The 20,697-nt window shown below is 65.4% G+C and carries 19 protein-coding genes; 2 read left to right on the forward strand and 17 right to left on the reverse strand.

The window, feature by feature from the left end:
• Position 1: 1 nt before the first annotated feature.
• The 10 genes from ACFOPH_RS13395 to ACFOPH_RS13440 form a co-directional block, all read right to left on the reverse strand.
• Entirely contained in the window at positions 2–2,290 is a 2,289-nt protein-coding gene (locus ACFOPH_RS13395) for a glycosyltransferase family 2 protein (RefSeq protein ID WP_379735750.1), read from the reverse strand.
• A complete protein-coding gene (gene rfbC, locus ACFOPH_RS13400; RefSeq protein ID WP_379735751.1) occupies positions 2,290–2,853 on the reverse strand; it encodes a dTDP-4-dehydrorhamnose 3,5-epimerase in 564 nt (187 codons plus the stop codon). Before rfbC ends, ACFOPH_RS13395 begins: the two co-directional genes overlap by 1 nt.
• Positions 2,853–3,746, reverse strand: a complete 894-nt coding sequence (rfbA, locus tag ACFOPH_RS13405; RefSeq protein WP_379735753.1) for a glucose-1-phosphate thymidylyltransferase RfbA — start codon at positions 3,744–3,746, stop codon at positions 2,853–2,855. Before rfbA ends, rfbC begins: the two co-directional genes overlap by 1 nt.
• Positions 3,743–4,648, reverse strand: coding sequence for a dTDP-4-dehydrorhamnose reductase (gene rfbD, locus ACFOPH_RS13410; protein WP_379735755.1), 906 nt, complete (start codon positions 4,646–4,648; stop codon positions 3,743–3,745). The genes rfbA and rfbD overlap by 4 nt, the downstream gene beginning before the upstream one ends.
• Positions 4,645–5,706 (reverse strand): dTDP-glucose 4,6-dehydratase, encoded by a 1,062-nt coding sequence (gene rfbB / locus ACFOPH_RS13415; RefSeq protein WP_379735757.1) that lies wholly within the window; start codon positions 5,704–5,706, stop codon positions 4,645–4,647. Before rfbB ends, rfbD begins: the two co-directional genes overlap by 4 nt.
• A 62-nt stretch (positions 5,707–5,768) precedes the next feature.
• A complete protein-coding gene (locus ACFOPH_RS13420) occupies positions 5,769–7,487 on the reverse strand; it encodes a polysaccharide biosynthesis/export family protein (RefSeq protein WP_379735759.1) in 1,719 nt (572 codons plus the stop codon).
• A gap of 3 nt (positions 7,488–7,490) precedes the next feature.
• Complete coding sequence (locus ACFOPH_RS13425; RefSeq protein WP_379735761.1) at positions 7,491–8,666, reverse strand: chain-length determining protein; 1,176 nt, start codon at positions 8,664–8,666, stop codon at positions 7,491–7,493.
• Positions 8,663–9,328: an ABC transporter ATP-binding protein gene (locus tag ACFOPH_RS13430; RefSeq protein WP_312551283.1), complete on the reverse strand. Its 666-nt coding sequence runs from the start codon at positions 9,326–9,328 to the stop codon at positions 8,663–8,665. The genes ACFOPH_RS13425 and ACFOPH_RS13430 overlap by 4 nt, the downstream gene beginning before the upstream one ends.
• The gene (locus ACFOPH_RS13435; protein WP_312551281.1) at positions 9,325–10,113 is read right to left on the reverse strand and encodes an ABC transporter permease; all 789 of its coding nucleotides are present in this window, start codon (positions 10,111–10,113) and stop codon (positions 9,325–9,327) included. The genes ACFOPH_RS13430 and ACFOPH_RS13435 overlap by 4 nt, the downstream gene beginning before the upstream one ends.
• 493 nt (positions 10,114–10,606) lie before the next feature.
• A complete protein-coding gene (locus ACFOPH_RS13440; RefSeq protein WP_312551280.1) occupies positions 10,607–11,713 on the reverse strand; it encodes an MraY family glycosyltransferase in 1,107 nt (368 codons plus the stop codon).
• A 381-nt stretch (positions 11,714–12,094) separates the two neighbouring features.
• Here ACFOPH_RS13440 and ACFOPH_RS13445 point away from each other — a divergent pair, with 381 nt between their 5' ends.
• Positions 12,095–13,273, forward strand: a complete 1,179-nt coding sequence (locus ACFOPH_RS13445) for a hypothetical protein (protein WP_379735764.1) — start codon at positions 12,095–12,097, stop codon at positions 13,271–13,273.
• Between the two features lie 160 nt (positions 13,274–13,433).
• Here ACFOPH_RS13445 and ACFOPH_RS13450 read toward each other — a convergent pair whose 3' ends face one another.
• The 3 genes from ACFOPH_RS13450 to ACFOPH_RS13460 form a co-directional block, all read right to left on the reverse strand.
• Positions 13,434–14,414 (reverse strand): fumarylacetoacetate hydrolase family protein, encoded by a 981-nt coding sequence (locus tag ACFOPH_RS13450; RefSeq protein WP_379735766.1) that lies wholly within the window; start codon positions 14,412–14,414, stop codon positions 13,434–13,436.
• An 82-nt stretch (positions 14,415–14,496) separates the two neighbouring features.
• Positions 14,497–15,543 carry a phospholipase A gene (locus tag ACFOPH_RS13455; RefSeq protein WP_312551274.1) on the reverse strand — a complete coding sequence of 349 codons (1,047 nt, stop codon included), beginning with the start codon at positions 15,541–15,543 and terminating at the stop codon, positions 14,497–14,499.
• Between the two features lie 399 nt (positions 15,544–15,942).
• On the reverse strand, positions 15,943–16,659 hold the full coding sequence (locus ACFOPH_RS13460; RefSeq protein WP_312551272.1) for a pseudouridine synthase: 717 nt from the start codon (positions 16,657–16,659) through the stop codon (positions 15,943–15,945).
• 229 nt (positions 16,660–16,888) lie between these two features.
• Between ACFOPH_RS13460 and ACFOPH_RS13465 the strand changes: the two genes are divergently transcribed.
• Positions 16,889–17,191 (forward strand): hypothetical protein, encoded by a 303-nt coding sequence (locus ACFOPH_RS13465; RefSeq protein ID WP_312551271.1) that lies wholly within the window; start codon positions 16,889–16,891, stop codon positions 17,189–17,191.
• Between the two features lie 256 nt (positions 17,192–17,447).
• On the opposite strand, the gene ACFOPH_RS13470 is transcribed toward ACFOPH_RS13465, so the two are convergent.
• The 4 genes from ACFOPH_RS13470 to ACFOPH_RS13485 form a co-directional block, all read right to left on the reverse strand.
• Positions 17,448–18,440, reverse strand: coding sequence for a S49 family peptidase (locus ACFOPH_RS13470; RefSeq protein ID WP_312551269.1), 993 nt, complete (start codon positions 18,438–18,440; stop codon positions 17,448–17,450).
• Positions 18,441–18,474: 34 nt separating this feature from the next.
• Positions 18,475–18,837 (reverse strand): Rieske (2Fe-2S) protein, encoded by a 363-nt coding sequence (locus ACFOPH_RS13475; RefSeq protein ID WP_312551268.1) that lies wholly within the window; start codon positions 18,835–18,837, stop codon positions 18,475–18,477.
• The gene (locus tag ACFOPH_RS13480) at positions 18,837–19,496 is read right to left on the reverse strand and encodes an HAD-IIIA family hydrolase (protein WP_312551267.1); all 660 of its coding nucleotides are present in this window, start codon (positions 19,494–19,496) and stop codon (positions 18,837–18,839) included. The genes ACFOPH_RS13475 and ACFOPH_RS13480 overlap by 1 nt, the downstream gene beginning before the upstream one ends.
• Positions 19,497–19,676: 180 nt before the next feature.
• Positions 19,677–20,657, reverse strand: a complete 981-nt coding sequence (locus ACFOPH_RS13485; RefSeq protein ID WP_379735770.1) for an RluA family pseudouridine synthase — start codon at positions 20,655–20,657, stop codon at positions 19,677–19,679.
• Between the last annotated feature and the right edge of the window lie 40 nt (positions 20,658–20,697).

The following is a 20,697-nucleotide window of genomic DNA, read 5'->3' on the forward strand; positions in this document are numbered from 1 at the left end:
CTCAAGCCTCCGTCGCCAGGTCCAGCGAATAGTCTTCGCGCTGGAGCGTCAGGTTGGGGTTGTAGTACGGGTCGCGCGCCAGCACTTCCGGCCAGCGCGCCTGCATGACGGCGCACTCGCGCTTGAAGCGCTCGCGCTTTTCCGGCGTCTCGTCGCTGCCGCGGCTGACCGACTCGTGGTGGTACAGCTCGGCGAACGGTGTGAACAGGTTGCGATAGCCGGCCTGCATCACTTTCAGGCACAGGTCGACGTCGTTGAACGCCACGCGCAGCCCGGTTTCGTCCAGGCCGCCGACCTGCTCGAACACCTCGCGGCGCAGCAGCAGCGCCGCGGCCGTCACCGCGCTCGTGTTGTGCACGATACGCAGGCGCGAGAAATACCCGTCGTCTTCGCGCGGCCGGTACTTGTGCGAATGACCTGCAACCCCGCCGATGCCGCAGACCACGCCGGCGTGCTGGATGGTGTCGTTCGGATAGTACAGCTTGGCGCCCACGCAGCCGATGTCGGCGCGCAGCGCATGGCTCACCATCTCGCTCAGCCAGTCCGGACTGATCACCTCGACATCGTTGTTGATGAGGCCGAGGATGCTGCCGCGTGCCTGGCGCGCGGCGAAATTGTTGATCGCCGAATAATTGAAAGGCTGGTCATAGCGCAGCACGCGCACCCTGTCCGCCGCTTCCAGCTCCGCCATGTAGGCGAGCGTGCGCGGGCAGCTGCTCTGGTTGTCGACGACCAGGATCTCGTAGTTGGCATAGCTGGTCTTCTGCACGATCGAGTCGATGCAGGTCTTGAGCACGTCATGGCAATCCCGCGTCGGCACGATCAGGCTGACCAGCGGCGCCGGCGCGGGAATCGCCCAGTGCTGGCGGTACAGGCCCGGCGCGATGACGCTGACCGCTACCGGCTGGCCGGTGCTGTCGAAATGGTCCTGCAGGGCGCGGCGTGCGGCCTCGGTCGTATAGGCTTTCTGTTCCTGCCCGCTGGCGGTCGAGCCCTCGGCCATGCGCCAGTGGTACAGCACCTGCGGGACATGGACGATGTCGCGCGCGTCGGCGATCCGCGCCACGCAGCGCAGTACCAGGTCGTAGTCCTGGCTGCCTTCGTAGCCGGCGCGGAAGCCGCCGACGGCCTGCACCAGTTCGCGGCGGTAAACGCCCAGGTGCGAAATGTAGTTCTGCGAGTACAGCAGGTCCGGCGAAAAGTCCGGCTTGAAATATGGGGCGCAGCGCCGACCTTTCGGATCGAGCTTGTCCTCGTCCGAGTACACCAGCTGCGCGCTCGGGCGCGTCTGCAGGGCCTTCACGACTTCGAACAGCGCGTGCGGCGCCAGCTCGTCGTCATGGTCGAGCAGCACGACGAATTCGCCGCTGGCAAGCGCCAGCGCGCTGTTGCTTGCAGCGACGATGTGCCCGTTGACGGGGCGGTACGCGACCTTGATGCGTGCATCCTGCTGCGCATAGCCGTCCAGGATCGCGCGGACCTGCGTCTGGGTCGAGGCATCGTCGGCGATGCACAATTCCCAGTGCGGGTAGCCCTGCGCAAGCACGCTGTCGAGGCAGGCGCGCAGCATGACCGGATCGGTGTTGTAGGTCGGGACGACGATCGACATCACCGGCTTCCACTGCCATTGCGCGGCCACGGCCCGCTGTTCCGACGCGCTCGTCAGGCGCGGCTGCTCGGTACGCTCGATCCAGTCGGCATACGAGACCAGCTCGCTGCCCGCTTCGAACACCTTGCAATAGTCGGCCCATAGCTGTTCGTCCGACGCGGCGGCGGCGCCGGCCGCGTGCAGCGGATGGCGCGCCGCCAGCTTGCGGCGCAGGCGGGTACGCGCAAATGCCGCGCCGACACGCACCAGGCGCAGCTGCTCGAGGCCGAAGCTGCCGGGCGCGCTGAGCGGGTCGAAACGCAGGCGTGCGTCGGCCGGGAGGTACACCAGCCGCTTGCACAGGCGCTCCGAATGCAGGCGCAGCGAGAAAGCGGTGTCTTCGGATTCGCCGCTGCCGGTGTCCGGATAGATGCGCGCATGCACCGACGCGTTGGGCAGGCGCAGCTTCGCTTCGAACATGTACCAGCCGGCCGGCACCTGGTGCGCGAGGCGGAAGTGCGGATCGGCGCCGACCGACTCGTAGTGTCCCGGCAGGCCCGGCACCGGCTGCAGCTCGTGCGCCGGCCGCCAGTCGCCGACCGTGTACATGGGCCAGAGCTTGCGGATCATGGGCTTGGCGTGGCGGAACACGCGCTTCTTCAGGCGCGTGAAACCGCTCGTCGCCGGCGTCTGCACCTTCATCAGGCCAGCGCCTCTTCCGTCTCGTACACCTCGGCCACGTCGAAGCGCACGCCCTGCGCGTCCTTCGCCGAGACCGACGGTGCGGCCGCGATCGGCCAGTCGATCGCCAGCGTCGGGTCGTCCCAGGCGATGCAGCGCTCGTGTTCGGGCGAATAGTAATCGGTGGTCTTGTACAGGAACTCGGCCGACTCGGACAGCACCACGAAGCCGTGCGCGAAGCCTTCCGGCACCCACAGCTGCTTCTTGTTTTCCGCGCTCAGGATTTCGCCGACCCACTGGCCGAAGGTCGGCGAGCCCTTGCGCAGGTCGACGGCGACGTCGAACACGCTGCCGTCGACCACGCGCACCAGCTTGCCCTGGGCCTGCTTGACCTGGTAGTGCAGGCCGCGCAGCACGTTGCGCGCGGACTTCGAGTGGTTGTCCTGGACGAAGTCGACCTCGCGGCCGATCGCTTCCTCGAAGCGGCGGTGGTTGAAGCTTTCGAAGAAGAAGCCGCGGTCGTCGCCGAATACGCGCGGTTCGAACAGGACGACGTCGGGAATGGCAAGGCGGATGGCGTTCATCAGAAAACAGTCTCTTTCAGGATGCGTGACAGGTATTGGCCGTAGCCGTTCTTTTTCATCGGTGCGGCGAGCGCTTCGAGTTGTTCCGGGCTGATCCAGCCCTTGCGGAACGCGATCTCCTCCGGGCAGGCCACCTTCAGGCCCTGGCGGTGTTCCAGGGTGGCGATGAACTTGCTGGCGTCGAGCAGCGACTCGTGGGTGCCGGTGTCGAGCCAGGCGTAGCCGCGGCCCATGATCTCCACGTGCAGCTTGCCCAGGTCCATGTAGATCCGGTTCAGGTCGGTGATCTCGAGTTCGCCGCGCGCCGAAGGCTTCAGGCTTTTCGCGATCTCGACCACGTTCTCGTCGTAGAAATACAGGCCGGTGACCGCGTAGTGCGAGCGCGGGTTGGCCGGCTTTTCTTCCAGGCTGATGGCGCGGCCGGTGGCGTCGAAATCGACCACGCCATAGCGCTCGGGGTCCTGCACGTGGTAGGCGAACACGCTGGCGCCATCCCTGCGCGCCGAGGCGCGCTCGAGCAGCTGGTTGAATTCGTGGCCATGGAACAGGTTATCGCCCAGCACCAATGCCGAGGGGCTGCCGTCCAGGAAGCGCTCGCCGATGGTAAAGGCCTGGGGCAGGCCTTCGGGCGACTCCTGCACCGCGTAGGACAGGTTCAGGCCCCAGCTTGCGCCGCTGCCCAGCAGCTGCTCGAAGCGCGGCGTGTCCTGCGGCGTCGAGATGATCAGGATGTCGCGGATACCGGCCAGCATCAGGGTGCTCAGCGGGTAATAGATCATCGGCTTGTCGAACACCGGCATCAGTTGCTTCGACATGGCCAGGGTGGCCGGGTACAAACGGGTGCCGCTGCCGCCGGCGAGGATGATGCCCTTGCGTTTTGTTGTTGCCATCATAATTGTCCTTGCGCCGCCAGCTCGGCAATGAGTCGGTTGACGTGGTGACGCCAGTCCGGCAGCTGGAGGCCGAACGTGGTCTGGAACTTGTGCGTGTCGAGACGCGAATTGCGCGGGCGCGCGGCCGGCGTCGGATAAGCCTCGGTGACGATCGGCTGCACCTGCTGCGGGCCGGCCTTCAGCGGCGCGCCGTGGGCGAGCGCCTGCTCCAGCACGTATTGCGCGTAGCCGTGCCAGGTGGTGGCGCCGGCCGCGACCAGGTGGTAGGTGCCCGACATCGCAGGCCCGGCCGCTCCGGCATCGCGGATGCTGTGCAGCGCAAGCGCGGTGGCGTCGGCGATCAGCTCGGCGGAAGTCGGCGCGCCATGCTGGTCGGCGATCACGTTCAGCTGTTCGCGCTCCTTGGCCAGGCGCAGCATGGTCTTGGCGAAGTTGCCGCCGCGCGCCGCGAACACCCAGCTGGTGCGCAGGATCAGGTGGCGCGCGCCGCTGGCGCGGATGCGTTCCTCGCCCTCGCACTTGGTGCTGCCGTAGACCGACAGCGGACGGGTGGCGTCGCTTTCGACGTAGGCGCCCTCTTTCGTGCCGTCGAACACGTAGTCGGTCGAGTAGTGCACCAGCCAGGCGCCGCAGGCGGCGGCTTCCTCGGCCAGCACGCCGGGGGCCAGCGCGTTCACGCGCTGCGCGGTGTCGGCGTCGCTTTCGGCCTTGTCGACCGCGGTGTAGGCGGCGGCGTTGACGATCACGTCCGGCGCGAACGCACGCATGCAGGCGCGCAGCGACTCGGGCTGTGCGAAATCGGCCTGTTCGCGGCCCAGCATGCGCAGTTCGCCCAGCGGCGCCAGCGCGCGCTGTAGCTCCCAGCCGACCTGGCCATCCTTGCCCAATAACAGGATCTTCATGCGTCGTACTGCCTTTCCATCCATTCGCGGTAGGCGCCGCTGGTGACGTTGCCCACCCAGTCCTGGTGGTCCAGGTACCACTGGACCGTCTTGCGGATGCCGGTCTCGAAGGTCTCGACCGGACGCCAGCCCAGCTCGCGCTCGAGCTTGCGCGCGTCGATCGCATAGCGGCGGTCGTGGCCCGGACGGTCCTTCACGAAGGTCATCTGGTCGGCGTAGGGCTGGCCGTCGGCGCGCGGCGCCAGTTCGTCGAGGATGGCGCACAGGGTGCGCACGACGTCGATGTTGGCCTTCTCGTTCCAGCCGCCGACGTTGTAGGTCTCGCCCAGGCGGCCGGCTTCGAGTACGCGGCGGATCGCGCTGCAGTGATCCGTAACGTAGAGCCAGTCGCGGATCTGCTGGCCGTCGCCGTAGATCGGCAGCGGCTTGCCGGCCAGCGCGTTGTGGATCACCAGCGGAATCAGTTTTTCCGGGAAGTGGTAAGGACCGTAGTTGTTCGAGCAGTTGGTGGTCAGTACCGGCAGGCCGTAGGTGTGGTGGTAGGCGCGCACCAGGTGGTCCGACGCGGCCTTGCTCGCCGAATACGGGCTGTTCGGCTCGTAGCGGTGGGTCTCGGTGAAGGCCGGCGCATCGGCGTCCAGGGAGCCGTAGACCTCGTCGGTCGACACGTGCAGGAAGCGGAACGCGGCGCGCTCGCTGTCGGACAGCGCGCTCCAGTAGGCGCGCACCGCTTCGAGCAGGTTGAAGCTGCCGACGATGTTGGTCTGGATGAAGGCGCCCGGGCCTTCGATCGAACGGTCGACGTGGCTCTCGGCGGCGAAGTTCAGCACCGCACGCACCTTGTGCTCGGCCAGCAGGCGCGCCACCAGGGCGCCGTCGCCGATGTCGCCGTGCACGAACACGTGACGGGCGTCGCCCTTCAGGCTGGCCAGGTTCTCGAGGTTGCCGGCATAGGTCAGCTTGTCCAGGTTGACGACGGTCTCGTCGTTGTTTGCGAGCCAGTCGAGGACGAAGTTCGACCCGATGAAGCCGGCGCCGCCGGTCACAAGAATAGTCATGCTTGATACTTCCCTAGTTGATTACTGAATTCGTTGTTATCGCCGTGCGCGCACGGCATGTATTACAGGCCCAGTACCACTTTCGCGGCGACGGCGATCTGGTAAATAATCTGCGTCATGTCCTTGAAGATCTGGCGCGACTTGACGTCGACCTTCGGCAGCACCAGCACTTCGTCGCCGGCGCGCAGGCGCGTGTCCGGGTTGCCTTCCTCGAAGCTGCCGTCGCGGTGGGCGATCACCACGCGCGAGTTCTCCGCGTTCTGGGTATAGCCGCCGGCGCGGGCGATGTAGTCGCGCACCTTCAGCGCGCCGTCGAAGGCCACCGCGTTCGGGAACAGCACCTCGCCGCTCACCAGCACCAGGCCGTCGCGGGTCGGAATGCGCAGCACGTCGCCGTTTTCCAGCAGCAGCTCGTCGCGCGCCGCGTTCGAGGCGATCTGCACCTGGCCGCTCGGCTCGATCTTCCTGGCCCGCTCGACCCATTGCAGGATCAGGTCCGACTCCTGCTTGCGCAGCACCGCTTCGTCGCTGGTGCCGCTGCGCGCGGTCAGTACCGCAGACTCGAGGCTGCGCATCGAGGTCTGCAGCATGGCGCGCTGGCGCTCGCGCACGCTGACGCGGTAGAGCTGGATGCTGGCGGCGTCCGACAGCGGCGTCATGCGCACCTGGCCGAGCAGCGCGCCGATGCGCGAGCCGTAAGGCAGCACGAACTCCTGCTGGCCCTGGTGCTCGCCTTCGACGCGGACGGTGATCGTGCCGGGCTTCTTGTCGGCGGTGAACTCGACGTCGTCGCCGTTGGCCGCGCGCACTTCGCGCGCCGCGCTCAGCGGGTAGTAATCGGTGTTGCGCACGGTGCCGGTGTTGCGGATCACGCGCACATGGGTGGCGCTGGCGGCCGGCTTGGCCAGGCGCGCCAGTTCGTCGATCGACAGGTCGGCGCCGGCGAACTCGAAACGCTTGGCGTTAGCGGCCAGGCCGGTGACGCGCACCGTGTTCTGGCGCGGCGCGATGAAGATCACGTCGCCGTCGCTCAGCTGGATCTGCGGGATGCTGCCCTGCAGCAGGAAGTCGTACAGGTTGACCGTGGCGCGCACCTGCTGGCCGCGCTTGACCTGCACGTCCAGGAAGCTGCCGCGGTCGACGTCGATGCCGCCGGCCTGGTCCAGGTAGTTGAGCAGGCTGTCCATGCTGGTGCCGTTGTACATGCCCGGACGGTTGACGAAGCCGCCGACGTAGATCCGCACCGGCTGGGCTGCGGCCAGGCTGGCGTAGCCGTTGACGTTGGCGCGGAACACCTGGCGCATCGCCGTCTCCAGCGTGCGCTGGAGGTCGCGGTTGCGCACGCCGAGCAGCTTGACCGGGCCGAGCTGCGGCACGAACAGGTTGCCCTGCGGGTCGACCGTCAGGATGCCGTCGAAGGTGTAGCCGCCCCAGAGGCGGATCTGGATGCGGTCGCCCACCGCGACCATGTAGTCGGGGTTGAACTGGGTGGCGCCGCCAGCGGCGAAGCTGCCCGAGAACAGCGAGGCGCCGAACACGTCGGTGGCGCGGTTGGCGCTGTAGTCGTAGCGCTGCGGGGCCTGCAGCGGCACTTCGGCCGGCATCGCCGCGGCCTGCTGGGCCTGGGCGGCGGCCTGCAACTGGGCCGCGGTCGGCGGCATGATCCCGGCAGGCAGCGCCACGGCCGGGGCGCCGGTCGGCGCGGCCGTCGGGACGGCGCCGGCGGACAGGGTCACGGCCAGCAGCGCGCCAAGGGAAAGACGTGGAACGAAACGAAGCATTGGTTAATCCTTGTGATCGCGGACGATCGCCGCGAGCAGGTGCACGACGCCTGCCAGCAGCAGGGTGACGAGCACCGAAACGATGATGTTGTAGCCGCGGCGCGGTTCGAGCGCGTGCTGCGGCAGGGTCGGGCTCTGCACCACCGAGACCTTCTTCAGGTTGCGGGTCGCTTCCACCCTGCCCTTCTCGAGCGCCACCAGCGCCGTCTTGTAAACGTCGTTGGCGAAGCCGGCTTCCATCTCGAGGCGCTGGTATTCCTCGACCGTGCTGTTGAGGGCCTTGCCGCTGGTCGAGGTCAGGCGCGCCTGCTCCTGGGCCAGCTGCTTGTCGATGGCCTCGATCTGCAGGTCGATCTCGACCACGCCGGCCGCGCGCGGCTCGAGGTAGCCGAGCAGCGCGGTGCGGCGGGTCTGCAGTTCGGTGCGCTGCGCGTTCAGGCGCTCGACCACGCCGTTGAGCTGCTCGGCGCGGCTCTGCGGCGAGACCAGGCCGTGCGTGTTCTGGAAGCGCACCACCGCCTGGCGCGTGCGCTGGAAGCGCTCGGCCATCTGCGCCACCTGCTTCTCGACGAAGGCGACCTGGTCGCGCGCGAGCTGGTGCGCCATCTCGTTCATGGCGCGCTCGCCCTCGCGCACCAGCAGCGTGGTGATGGCCTGGGCGGTGCGGGCGTCGTAGCCCTGCGCCTTGATCACCAGCACGCCCGAGTACTCGTCGAGCTCGACGCTCACGCGCGACAGGTAGTACTGGAGGAACCATTCGTCCGGCACGTCCTTGGCCCACATGCGCGACAGCGGGTCGCGCGCGCGGTCGCTGTAGTGCGCGCGCAGGTTCAGCTCCTTGTCGAGCTTCCTGAGCATGTCCATCGACAGCAGGTAGTTGCGCAGCAGGAGTTCATCGCTGCGGCTGCCGTTGACGCCGCCGAGCAGGGAGCTGAAATCCATCGTGTGGCCGCCGGCCAGGTCGGTGCGCTGGACGATCACGTTGGCCTGCGACACATAGCGATCCGAGGCGACCAGGCCCCAGTAGGCGGTGGCGGCGGCGCAGACGACGGCGGCGATGCCGAACACGCCGCGCTTGCGCAGCGCCTTGGCCAGGCGCGTCGTCCGGCCGCGCAAGCCGCTTGCGGGCTTGCCCGGCGCCGGCGCCACGGTCGCTTCCTCGTTGATGCGGTCATTCATACTGCAATGCTTTCCTTGTAATGTTTCAGCGCGTCGCCGATGTCGTCGAACCAGTGGGCGCGGCCCTCGTGCAGCCAGATGCCGGCGCTGCAGAATTCGCGCAAGGTACTGTCGCTGTGCGACACCATGATCAGGCCGGCGCGGTTGGCCAGGTTCTTGAAGGCCTTGTTGGCCTTGCCGCGGAAGGCGGCGTCGCCGGTCGACGTGACTTCGTCGGAGATGTAGACGTCGAAGTCGAAGGCCAGCGACATGGCGAACTGCAGGCGCGACTTCATGCCGGCCGAATAGGTCTTGACCGGCTCGTCGAAGGAAGCGCCGATCTCGGCGAAGTCCTGCATGAAGGCGATGCGCTCGGCCATCTCGTGCTCGTGGCCGAGGATGCGGCAGACGAACTTGGCGTTCTGGCGCCCGGTGAGCGAACCCTGCAGGCCGCCGCCGAAGCCCATCGGCCAGGACACGCGGCACTGGCGCTCGATGCGCCCGCGGTTCGGGGTGTCGATGCCGCCGATCAGGCGCAGCAGGGTCGACTTGCCGGCGCCATTGCGCCCGACCAGGCCGACGTTGACGTTCTTCGGGATCGTGAACGACACGCCGCTCAGCACCCATTTGCCGGGGCCGTGTTCGGTGCGGTAGCGCTTGTGGACGTCGTCGACGATGATCATTGGCTCACCACGCGCTGGGCGAAACGGACCTGCAGCGCCAGGCCGAGAAAGACCAGCACCAGGGCCCAGGCGTACAGGTAGGCCAGGCTCAGGTCGGTGATGGTGTGATAGTAGGGAGCGAACGCCAGGCGCGCCGACTCCAGACCGTGCACCAGCGGGTTGAGCGCCAGCCAGCCGCGGTAGGGCTCGGGAATCGCGCCGATCTGGACCATCACGCCGGACATGAAGTAGGCCGGCATCATGATGATGTTGACGAGCTTGCCCAGTTCCGGCACCAGTTCGGTGCCGACCGAGAACACCAGGCCGAAGCCCAGCCCGACCAGCCACAGGCCGAGCAGCGCGCCGAGCAGGGTCAGGGGATCGGCAGGCAGGATGTCGTGGCCGAGCAGCGCCAGCACGCACAAGGCCAGGATCAGCACCAGCAGCATCAGGAAGCCTTCGGTGGCCGCGCGCACGAGCACGGTGTCGACCGGCTTGACCTGGCGATAGGTGAACAGGGCGCGGTTGGCGCTGATGGCGTTGGTGCACTGGTTGGCGGTGCGGCGGAACATGAAGAACGCCACCATGCCGGTGGTCAGCCACAGGGTGGTGTCGATGCCGCCCACGGTCGTGACGCGGATCGCGGTGAACATCGCGAGCATGAACATCACGTGGATCAGGGGCTCGAGCAGGATCCAGACCCATGCGGCGCGGCCGGCGGCGAGACGATTCACCGTCTCGCGCAGCAGCAGCGCTTTCCACGCCGAACAGGTTACCGAAAGGCCGGAACGGACGACCACACTCATGACACCGATACTCGCAATCGAAAGGACCCAGAAGGGCTCGCAAAACCATGGGCAAGGCGTACGCCAGGGCTAAGCCCAGCGTTACCGGAGCCACGGGGTTGGGAATGAACCGCGATCGGCGATCAGCGGTACGAAAACAGGGGGTAACGGAATGAACTACGTGTTACTCGAAGGCATTGTAGCCGATGATCCTGGATTGCTCTAGAGAGGGAAATTGTTACAAATTCCAAAGAGACAATCAGGTATTTTCCTAGCGGCAATGTTAAATATTCTAAAGAAAGTAATATTTAACAAGAAGGGGAAGGATTATTGCGGATATTACTGGTCAAGCCAGCAATAAAAGTGAGTTTTAGTGAGATTAATCGCCATCCTTTTTGACGAATATGCCGAAGAAATCTCACCAAAAATCACAAGAACGTACGTACAAGCGTGAAGCGCTACAGAAGAATATTGATGAAAAAATTTTGTACAAATGTGGTTTTTTCGTCGGTGCTCAGGACTGCAGCGGCTCCGGCTCCGGCACCAGGGTCGCCACAGGGGCCGCGGAACGTGCCTGCGCCCGCATTGCGCGGCGCCGACGGGCGCGTGCGGCGTGCGCGACGTACCAGTAGAACGCCAGGTAAAGCGCGAAACTGGCCAGGGTACCGACCAGCAGCGCGCCATTGTTGTCGGCGAAGCGCACCGCCAGCACGGCCGGCACTGCCGCGATCAGCCACGAGAACGGCGACACCAGGGCGTTGCGCAGCGGCGCGCTGAGGGCGCGGAAGTAGCGTCCGGTAATGGCGATTTTCACCAGGCTGTGCAGGTGGCAGCTGTCCGGCTGGCCGGGGTGGCGCCGGCACCAGAGGCGGCGCGCGATCGTGAACACGGTTTCGAATACCGGGTAGGCGCACGCCAGCAGGGGCGCCCAGGGCGAGACGTCGGGGTTGCGGTAGACCAGCATCACCGAGAGCCAGGACAGCAGGAAGCCCAGCAGGTAGGCGCCGCCATCGCCGAGGAACAGTTTGCCAAACGGGAAATTGACGAGGAAGAAGCCGGCGGTCACCGCGCAGATCAGGAAGCACAGGCGCGCCAGTTCGGCATCGCCGCACCCGTCCGCGATGAAACCCAGCGCGACCAGGCCGATGATCACGGTGCCGCTGGCCAGGCCGTTGAAGCCGTCGATGATGTTGACCGCATTGGCGACGCCACCGACCGCAAAGGCCGTGAACAGCACCGACAGCGGCAGCGAGACGAGCGCCGCATCGAGCGGACCGATGCCGGTTTCGATGATGCGCACGTCGGTCAGGGCCCAGCAGGCCACGCCGCTGATCATGGTGGCGAGCAGGCGCGCGCCGATCGAGACGCGGCGGGTCAGGTCTTCGGCCATGCCGAACAGGAAGGCCGGCAGCGCGGCGACCAGCAACGGCGCAAACAGTGCCTGCTGCTGGCGCGACGACATGGCGCAGGCGACGATCAGGCCAAGCATGATGGCCAGGCCGCCGATGCGCGGGGTCGGAGCACTATGGAATTTCTGCACGCCGCGCGTTGCGTCCAGCGTGAACCGCCCATGCCAGCGGGTCGTTGCGACCAGCACGAGGGAGGAGACCAGCGAGACCATCCAGCCGACTTCAGAGACTATGTAATGAGTTTCCAATCGTTCCACGTTGACGCGAAAATAACTGGGCAATTCTAACGCATTTCTCTGGAGAAAGCATGAACTCAGCGGCAATCGTGCGGCGCAGCACGGCACTCGCAAGGGCGCTGCGTCGACTTTGCAAGTGACTGATTTGCCACAGCTTTTCGAGAATTCGATATTTGATTTGATTAACTGCAATAAATATTCTCTTCACTTTTCCTAATATTTCCCGACATTTTGTTACAGTTTTTGAGGCGTTTCCACCACATCGATTCGATTGCCAATTACAACTCGTAACATATCGCGAAGGGCACGATGATGAAGCAATTTCCTAAACTCAAATATCGTTGCCTAATATTATTAATGGCAGGCTGGGCCTCATTTCCCGCGACCGGGCAAACCACCAAAGACGAGCTCGATGCCGCCAAAAATGCGCTGGAGTTGCGGATCGTCCAGTTGACCGGCGATGCCATGGCCGCACGGCGCGAAGCCGAAGCGCGCCAGGCCACGCTGGAAGCCGAGCGCGCCGCCCTGTTGGCCCAGTTGCCGGCGGCGAACGCGCGTGCCCTGGCGGGCGCCGTCGAGACGCGCCAGTTCGGCGCCGCCGGGCTGGTGCGCGCCTTCGACCTGGCGCGCCAGCTCGCCGTCGAAGTCTGCGCCACCCTGCCGGCCGGCGAAAAGATCGTGCTCCACGATCCGGCCGCCAGCCAGGGCGTGCTGGCGGCGCGCACCGTCAACGACGCCCTGGTGCGCATGGGCGAGGACATGGCACGCCGCAACAAGGAACTCCAGCTGTACATCGACACCCACACGCCGCCCGGCGCCGTGCTCACTACCCTGTCGGCCGCGCTGACGGTGGTGCCGGCCGTGCTGCGCGCATCGGCCGACACGGCGTCCCTGTTCAAGAGCGATGTCACGGCCGCCGGCCTGGCCTATGGCGAGGGCGCGCGCGCCCTGTTCGCGAGCGCGCTGGCCGAATCCTGCCCCCAGCAAGTCGCCGGACTCGGCAGCGGTTACCTGGGCGAACTCGATACCGCCCAGCACGAACGCCTGCTCGGCCGCCAGCGCGCCCTGGCCGGCCACCGCGCCGACTACGCCAACCGCATTGCCCTGCTGCAAAAGCTGGCCGATAACGCCAAGGGAGAAGATAAGAAGGAACTGAGCGCAGTGGCGGGCGCTGCCGGCGCCGCGCTGGAGGCGGTCGACGCCTTCGTCGAGTCGCTGCGGGCCGGCGAGCCGGGGGATCGCAGCCCGCTGCACAACGCCGCACGCTACCTCGGCTACGCCAACCGTACTGCGGGCGCGGCCGTGCTCGACGTCGACCTGCGGCTGGAAGGCATGAGCATCGTGCGCGATCAGCTGTTTACCGGACAGAAGCTGCGTTTGTCCGGCATCGCCCTGCTCTGGTACCGGCTGCATGCGCCGGACGGCAGCGTCCGATTTGCGCGCACGCTGCGGCGGATGGCGCCGCCGGTCGAGGTGGACCTGCGCGGCGATGGCGCACAAGCACTGTTTGCCGACGAGACCGCGCCGGCGCGCTAAGTACTCGACCGGAAATAAATGTGAATTTTGGCAAACAGAACCGGAGGCGGTGCAAGGCGGCGAGTGCGCCGCAGTGCGAGCACTGCAAGCGCGAGCCAACGCAGCAACGCGCCGGTTATGACAGCCAAAAACACATTTATTTTTGGGTGAGTACTTAGCGCTACGCTTTGCGAATCACCTGGTCAATGGCGCCGAAAATCGACTTGCCCTTCTCGTCGAGCATCTCGATGCGGATGGTGTCGCCGAAACGCATGAAGGGCGTGCTCGGCGCGCCGTCGGCAATGGTTTCCAGGCAACGCTGCTCGGCGATGCAAGAATAGCCCAAAGTGGCGTCGCGATTCGATACCGTACCCGAACCGACGATGCTGCCGGCGCACGCGTTGCGTGTCTTGCACAGGTGCGCGATGAGCTGCGGGAAATTAAAGGCCATGTCCACGCCCGCATCCGGCTGGCCGACCAGGTGGCCGTTCCAGGTCGAACGCAGCGGCAGGTGGACCTTGCCGCCGCGCCAGGCGTCGCCCAGTTCGTCGGGCGTGACCGCCACCGGCGAAAAGCTGGTGGCCGGCTTCGACTGCAGGAAACCGAAACCCTTGGCCAGCTCGGCGGGAATCAGGTTGCGCAGCGAAACGTCGTTGGCCAGCATGAGCAGGCGGATCCTGCCGTGCGCTTCGTCCGGCGTCGCGCCCATCGGCACATCGTCCGTGACGACCGCCACCTCGGCCTCGAAATCGATGCCCCACTCCTCGTGCGCCAGCACGATGTCGTCGTGCGGCCCGAGGAAATCGTCGCTCCCGCCCTGGACCATCAGCGGATCGTCGCGGAAGGATTCCGGCATCTCGGCATTGCGCGCGCGCCGCACCAGCTCCACGTGGTTCAGGTAGGCCGAGCCGTCGGCCCACTGGAAGGCACGCGGCAGCGGCGCCATGCACAGCTTGGGGTCGAAATCGAAGGCGCGCCGCGCCTGCCCGGCGTTGAGCTGGGCGTACAGCTCGTCGAGCTGGGGCGCGATGAAGGCCCAGTCGTCGAGCGCGGCCTGGAGGGTCGGGGCGATGGCGTCGGCCATGTGCGCGGTCTTCAGGTCGCGCGACACGACGGCCAGCTGGCCGTCGCGGCTGCCGTCGTGGATGGTCGCAAGTTTCATTGGCGGTCGGGAAAACGATGGTGCGCTATTGTAGTGCAGCGCTCTTCCGCCGTAACGCCCCGCGCCGCAACGCCCCGCGCCGTCAGAAGGTGCCGAGCAGGCCCAGGCCGATCGAGCGCTGGAAGTAGTTGTAGTCGATCAGGCTCTGACCGTAGCCGGCGAAGGCCTGGGCATAGCCTTTCAGGTTGCCGGCCAGCGGGAAGGCCCAGCCGGCCTGGATCGCGCCTTTGTCGGTGTGGAAGTTGTAGCGCAGCGTGGACGAGTAGATGTGCCCATCGCGGCGGTAGGCCAGGGCCAGGTCGCCGTGGCCCATGTAGTCGACGATGTCCGGGTTGTCGTCGTCGCTCTCGCTCAGGCGCTTCCAGACCCGGGCGGTGGCCGAAAAGCCGTCCTTCTCGACGCCGAGCTGGGCGTAGAAGCGGTTCCAGCTGCGCGAGAGCGAGCCCGACTGGCCGTTCGACTGGTGCACGAAGCCGAGGCCGGCGAAGCGCAGGTCGACGCCGCCGACCTGGGCATGCAGCGGCGTGATCGCCATCACCTCGGGCTGGTAGTTGGTTTCGCGGAAGGGGCTCGATGCGTCGTGGTTGGCCGCCTGCCAGAAGCTGTTCTGGGTGTAGCCGAACCAGAGGTCGACAGGCTTGCCGAAAGCCTGCTCGACCATCTTCATCTTGAAGCTCAGCTGGAAGGCCAGCTCGCCTTTCGACAGCTTGGTGTCGCCGTCGGCCAGGTCGCGGTAAGGGACGTAGGGGGCGTCGTTCGGGCGATAGGTGCGGGTCGCGATCAGGTAGTTCGCATGGTGCGGACGGAACTTGAACACGCCGCGGCGGTAGGGATCGTCGAGCTCCCAGTGATCGAGCTGGCTGAACCTGGCGCTGCTTTCGGCGGATGGGCGGGCCGTGACCACCGGTACGGTCGCCGCAGGAGCGCCGCTGGCCGGGTTGACCACGACCGCGGCCTCGGTGCGCGGCGCCGGCGTGGCGGCCAGCTGGTCGAAACAGGCCAGGCGGGCGGTGTTGTCCTCGATGTTGGCGCAGTCGGACAGCAGTTTCGGGGCGTCCTGCGCACTGGCGCCGGCGGCGGCGCAGACCAGGGGAAGCGTAATCAGGAGGGTACGGTATGAGAGCGGCATGTAATACACGGTTGTCGGTTGCAAAAAGGCGTCATCGCATCCGGCAACGCATGACTGCGCCGACCACGATCTGACGCGAGTCAATACGATTTTGTAAGAAAAACAGCTTTTTTGTCGCACGCTTACCAAGGCGATACCGAAGTGTGCGTGAGTCGGAGGAGGAGCCCGTAGGGTGGGCACCCCGTGCCCACGCGTGAACGGTGATCATTGTTGGCCTGCTTTTCGCGCCGCCACGACGCAAAGGTCACGCGTGGGCACAGGGGCGCCCACCCTACCCCCTTGAAAAGCGTCAACGCGACGCATGCGTTCGCGTGGGCACGGGGTGCCCACCCTACGCCGATCATTGCGGCCCGGCAGTTCAAGCGGCAACCACCCTACCGCAACCGGGAACGGAGTCCCTCAGGCGGGCACCAGCAAATCCAGCTGCGCCTGCTCCAGGAAGCACCACTCCCCTTCCTTGAGGCCCAGCGACTCGAGCGTCAAGCCGCCGATGGCCGAACGGTGCAGCGCGCCGCAGTGGTTGCCGGCGGCGGCCAGCATGCGCTTGACCTGGTGGTACTTGCCCTGTTCGAGCACGATCTCGAGCTGGTGCTCGTCGCGCTGCACGCAGGACACCGCGCGCAGCGGCGCCGGCTCGTCGTGCAGTTGCACGCCGGCGAGCATCTGCTCGACCAGCGCCGGCGTCACCGGATCGGCCGTGGTCGCCTGGTAGATCTTCGGCACGTGGCGCTTCGGCGAGGACTGGGCATGGATGAAGGGGCCGTCGTCCGACATCAGGAGCAGGCCGGTGGTGTCGTGGTCGAGACGGCCGACCGGCTGCACTTCACGCCAGCCGAACTGCTCCGGCAACAAGGTCAGGACGCCCGGGTGGTGGCTGGGCTTGCGCGAGCATTCGAAGTTGGCCGGCTTGTACAGCGCGATATACACGTGTTCGCGGTAGACCCATTCTTCGTCGAAGACGGTCAGCACCAGGCCGTCGGTCTCGACCGTGGTCTTGTAGTTGTCTTCGATCACGCCATTCACGGCGACGTCGCCATCCTCGATCAGCGCGCGGCAATACTTGCGGGTGCCGAAGCCTTGCGATTGCAGGATTCGGTCCAGGGATAATTTACTCATGGGCGAGACTTTAACAGAAGGCCCATCAGCGCAGAAGGTCCACCGCCAGCAAGGGCCACGCAATGTTACCGCTAGGATAGTGATCTTCTACTCGTTTGACATATATCAATCGAAGCACACCATCCATTGATAGACTTCAACTCCATTAGGAATCGGCCTAACGCGACCAGCAGAACTGAAGAGGTATCGTTAGGAATTACTACCCAATACAAATAAGAGGATGACGACAATGCAACCAGTGAAATCCGATCAGGTCACCCCGCCCACGGTCGCTCCGGCGTCGGTCAAGGCAGCGCGCCTGTCGCTGGCGCGTTCGCATACCGCGCTGTTTCCGACCCGGCTCGCCCTGGCGCGCTGGACCAGCGGCGGCAACGTCCCGCATCTGCACGGTTCGGCGCACGCGCCGCTGCGCGCCGCCTGGTATGCCCGCGCCCAGCGCGATTTCCAGGCCTGGCTCGAGCGCGGCGGCTTCGTCCAGCATGACGACGGCGCCGCCCTCTCCCATCCGGCCGCGTCCGACACCCGCGCCTGAAAACCGATGCATAAAAGAAAACGACGGCTTGCGCCGTCGTTTTCGCTTCCCGGGAAGGGCCGGGTGGCATGAGGAATGGAATTCTCTCGAAAGCCGCACGTATGCGGCGCGATCGCGTCAACTAATGAACAATTGCGAACAGGTTGGCACTTCTTGTTGGTCGCCCTCCCCTGAAAGAACCACGAAGGTCACTATAGACCACTTCTCGGAACTTTCAAGGGACATATTGAGCAACGTCAGCTCAGCGCATTCCCACTCATTTTAATTGCGGCAATACCGTGTGCGACATGGCCTTCACCGCGCCATCGCCCACGGACGCGCCGAATTTCTTCAATACGCGTTCCGGCAAGCCTTCGTGAGCGGTGTAGTCGACGATGTCCTCGGCCTTGACGATGTCGCGCGCGACGGTGTCGACGGTGCCGAAACCGTCGGCCAGGCCCATCTCGACGGCCTTGGCGCCGGTCCAGTACAGGCCGGAGAAGGTTTCCGGTGTCTCCTTCAGGCGCGAACCGCGTCCGGCGCGCACCACCGAAATGAATTGCTGGTGGATTTCGTTGAGCATTTCCTGGGCGTGGGCGCGGTGCTTCTCCGATTGCGGGCTGAACGGGTCGAGGAAGCCCTTGTTGGCGCCCGCCGTCAGCAGGCGCCGCTCGACACCCAGCTTTTCCATGGTGCCTGTGAAACCGAAACTGTCCATCAGTACGCCGACCGAGCCGACGATGCTGGCCTTGTTGACATAGATCTTGTCGGCCGCGGCGGCGATGTAGTACCCGCCGGAGGCGCAGATCTCGTCGACCACCACGTACAGCGGCTTGTCCGGATACCCCTTCCTCAGGCGCCGGATCTCGTCGACGATGATCCCGGCCTGCACCGGGCTGCCGCCGGGGCTGTCGATGCGCATCACCACCGCCGCCGAGCCCGCGTCGGAAAACGCCTTGTTCAGCGAGGGGATCACATTGTCGGCCGATCCGCTGCCTTCCGCTTCGATCTCGCCGTTAATTTCGATGAGTGCCGTGTGGCGGCCGAGGTTCTCGTCGTCGCTGCCGAAGCTCAATCCGAGGTAAGTCCAGAGTCCGACGACGAGCACGAGCAGGAAGGCCAGCCGGAAGAAGATGCTCCAGCGGCGCGCCGCGCGGCGCTCCTTGATGGTGGCGAACACCAGCTTCTCGAGGGTCTCGCGCTCCCAGTTGCCCGCGGTCGGGTTGGCTGCAAACCGGCTTTCGCCATCGTTCCTGATGTTGTCGCTCATAAGCAGTGTTGAAGTTAAATGGTTGCAGCCTTCCTCAGGCGGCCGGCTGGAACCGCTCGTCCGGCTGCCAGGATACCTTGCCGTCCGCTTCGCGCACCGCGATCGCACGCAGCCGCGCGCCACGGCAGGGTCCGCCAGCGCAGAGGCCGGTCGCCGGCTGGTACACGGCCCCATGGGTTGCGCACATCAGGTACTCGCCGCTGGACTCGAAAAACTGCCCCTTGACCCAGTCCAGCTCGGTCGGCACATGGGCACAACGGTTCAGGTAGGCATAGGCGGTGCCGCCGAAGCGCACCACGAAGCCGGTCGCCGGTTCGCCGAAGGCCAGCACGGGAAAGCGCACCCCCGCGCCGCCATCGACCAGGGCCTCGGAGTCGCAAATGTAAACATCCGCCATTATGCGTTATCGGTCAGCCAGGCGTGCAGTTCGACCGCTGTCTTGGCGGAAAACACGGGATGGCAGGCCTGCAGCTGGTCGACCGGATGGGCGCCATACTCGACGGCAATCCCGGCGGCGCCGGCATTGCGCGCCATCAGCAGGTCGTGCGTGGTATCGCCGATCATCACCGTGCGGCGCATGTCCTGGCCGAGTTCGCGCGTCAATTCCTGCAGCATGGCCGGATGCGGCTTGGAGAAGGTTTCATCCGCACAACGGGTAGCGTCGAACATCGACAGCAGTCCGGCCGCGTTCAGCGCCCGGTTCAGGCCCACGCGGCTCTTGCCGGTGGCCACCGCCAGGAAATAGCCCTGTTGGGAAAGTTCGCTCAACATCTCGCGAACTCCCTTGAACAGCACCAGTTCGTGGTCTTTCGTCAGGAAATGGTAGCGGTAGCGCTCGACCATGCGTGGATACAGCGCCGGCTCGATGTCGGGCACCGCCGTCTGCATGGCTTCGGGCAGTGCCAGGCCGATGACGTGCGAGGCCGCCCCGTCGCTCGGCACGGGCAGGCCGACGTCGCGCGCGGCTGCCTGGATGCACTTGACGATGGCCGCCGTGCTGTCCATCAAGGTGCCGTCCCAGTCGAAGACGATCAGATCAAATTGCTTTCTTGGCATTTCTTCCGGCCAGTGCCGGCTCCTGTTTATTACCGGCAATGTGCCGTAGGGTGGGCGCCCCGTGCCCATGCGGTGATCGCTACTGCTCATGCATTCGCGCTGGTACCGCTATCCACGTGTTTTTCATGCTTGCGTAACGCCACGCATGATAAACGGTGGGCACGGGGCGCCCACGAACCATCAAGCTACCGGTTGCCCCAAGCTTACCAAGAAACGATCGCACTCGGCTGGCAAGGGCGCCTGCAGCGTCATCTTCGCGCCGGAATCCGGGTGGGTGAAGGTGATTTTGTGAGCGTGAAGGAACATCCGGCGCAGCGCACCGCGCGTTTCGGTAGCCTTCTGCAACTGCTTGTTGAGGGCGAAATCGCCGTACTTCTCGTCGCCCAGGATGGGGAAGCCCGACGATGCCAGGTGAACGCGAATCTGGTGGGTACGCCCGGTCTTCAGTTCCGCTTCCAGCAAGGCAAATTCTTCCCATTTGCGCAGCAGGCTGAAGACGGTGTGCGATTCCATGCCGCCAGCTTGCACCACGACACGGCGCTCGCCGTCGGGCGTCGTGTATTTATGTAAAGGCAACTTTACATGCTGGCGCTTGTTGACCCAGTTGCCGGAAACAGCCGTCAGGTAACGCTTGTCGGTAAGGCCTTCGCGCATCTGGTCGTGCAGGTTGGTCAGCGCCGAGCGCTTTTTGGCCAGCAACAACAGTCCCGAGGTTTCGCGGTCGAGGCGGTGCACCAGTTCCAGGAACTTGGCGTCCGGCCGCGCCGCGCGCAACTGCTCGATGACGCCATACGACACGCCCGAGCCGCCATGGACGGCGACGCCGGCCGGCTTGTCGATCACCAGCAGGTGATTGTCCTCGTGCACGATCTTGAATTCGGCGCCGGGAACGGCCGCGCTGCTGGCTTTTTCGGCAACGCGAATCGGTGGAATGCGCACCAGGTCGCCCTGCTCCAGCCGATACAGCTGGTCGATGCGGCCCTTGTTGACGCGCACCTCGCCCGAACGCAGGATACGGTAGATATGGCTCTTCGGAACGCCCTTGCACACGCGCAACAAGTAATTGTCAATACGCTGGCCGGCTTCTTCCTCGGTAATAGTGACGAACTGTGCCGCTAATGCCTGTGATGAAGGGGGAACAACATCGTTTTGCATCTTCATTTGGCCTGTCTTCCCAGAAATTCTCTCTAAGTCCTTCATT

The organism is Massilia haematophila (assembly GCF_042647645.1).
Taxonomy (GTDB): domain Bacteria; phylum Pseudomonadota; class Gammaproteobacteria; order Burkholderiales; family Burkholderiaceae_D; genus Telluria; species Telluria haematophila.

What these genes read in the sequence shown, in the direction of transcription:
- ACFOPH_RS13395 (WP_379735750.1), bottom strand. Translation starts at nt 2,290, where the DNA reads ATGAAGGTGCAGACGCCGGCGACGAGCGGTTTCACGCGCCTGAAGAAG.
- rfbC (WP_379735751.1), bottom strand. Translation starts at nt 2,853, where the DNA reads ATGAACGCCATCCGCCTTGCCATTCCCGACGTCGTCCTGTTCGAACCG.
- rfbA (WP_379735753.1), bottom strand. Translation starts at nt 3,746, where the DNA reads ATGATGGCAACAACAAAACGCAAGGGCATCATCCTCGCCGGCGGCAGC.
- rfbD (WP_379735755.1), bottom strand. Translation starts at nt 4,648, where the DNA reads ATGAAGATCCTGTTATTGGGCAAGGATGGCCAGGTCGGCTGGGAGCTA.
- rfbB (WP_379735757.1), bottom strand. Translation starts at nt 5,706, where the DNA reads ATGACTATTCTTGTGACCGGCGGCGCCGGCTTCATCGGGTCGAACTTC.
- ACFOPH_RS13420 (WP_379735759.1), bottom strand. Translation starts at nt 7,487, where the DNA reads ATGCTTCGTTTCGTTCCACGTCTTTCCCTTGGCGCGCTGCTGGCCGTG.
- ACFOPH_RS13425 (WP_379735761.1), bottom strand. Translation starts at nt 8,666, where the DNA reads ATGAATGACCGCATCAACGAGGAAGCGACCGTGGCGCCGGCGCCGGGC.
- ACFOPH_RS13430 (WP_312551283.1), bottom strand. Translation starts at nt 9,328, where the DNA reads ATGATCATCGTCGACGACGTCCACAAGCGCTACCGCACCGAACACGGC.
- ACFOPH_RS13435 (WP_312551281.1), bottom strand. Translation starts at nt 10,113, where the DNA reads ATGAGTGTGGTCGTCCGTTCCGGCCTTTCGGTAACCTGTTCGGCGTGG.
- ACFOPH_RS13440 (WP_312551280.1), bottom strand. Translation starts at nt 11,713, where the DNA reads ATGGTCTCGCTGGTCTCCTCCCTCGTGCTGGTCGCAACGACCCGCTGG.
- ACFOPH_RS13445 (WP_379735764.1), top strand. Translation starts at nt 12,095, where the DNA reads ATGGCAGGCTGGGCCTCATTTCCCGCGACCGGGCAAACCACCAAAGAC.
- ACFOPH_RS13450 (WP_379735766.1), bottom strand. Translation starts at nt 14,414, where the DNA reads ATGAAACTTGCGACCATCCACGACGGCAGCCGCGACGGCCAGCTGGCC.
- ACFOPH_RS13455 (WP_312551274.1), bottom strand. Translation starts at nt 15,543, where the DNA reads ATGCCGCTCTCATACCGTACCCTCCTGATTACGCTTCCCCTGGTCTGC.
- ACFOPH_RS13460 (WP_312551272.1), bottom strand. Translation starts at nt 16,659, where the DNA reads ATGAGTAAATTATCCCTGGACCGAATCCTGCAATCGCAAGGCTTCGGC.
- ACFOPH_RS13465 (WP_312551271.1), top strand. Translation starts at nt 16,889, where the DNA reads ATGCAACCAGTGAAATCCGATCAGGTCACCCCGCCCACGGTCGCTCCG.
- ACFOPH_RS13470 (WP_312551269.1), bottom strand. Translation starts at nt 18,440, where the DNA reads ATGAGCGACAACATCAGGAACGATGGCGAAAGCCGGTTTGCAGCCAAC.
- ACFOPH_RS13475 (WP_312551268.1), bottom strand. Translation starts at nt 18,837, where the DNA reads ATGGCGGATGTTTACATTTGCGACTCCGAGGCCCTGGTCGATGGCGGC.
- ACFOPH_RS13480 (WP_312551267.1), bottom strand. Translation starts at nt 19,496, where the DNA reads ATGCCAAGAAAGCAATTTGATCTGATCGTCTTCGACTGGGACGGCACC.
- ACFOPH_RS13485 (WP_379735770.1), bottom strand. Translation starts at nt 20,657, where the DNA reads ATGAAGATGCAAAACGATGTTGTTCCCCCTTCATCACAGGCATTAGCG.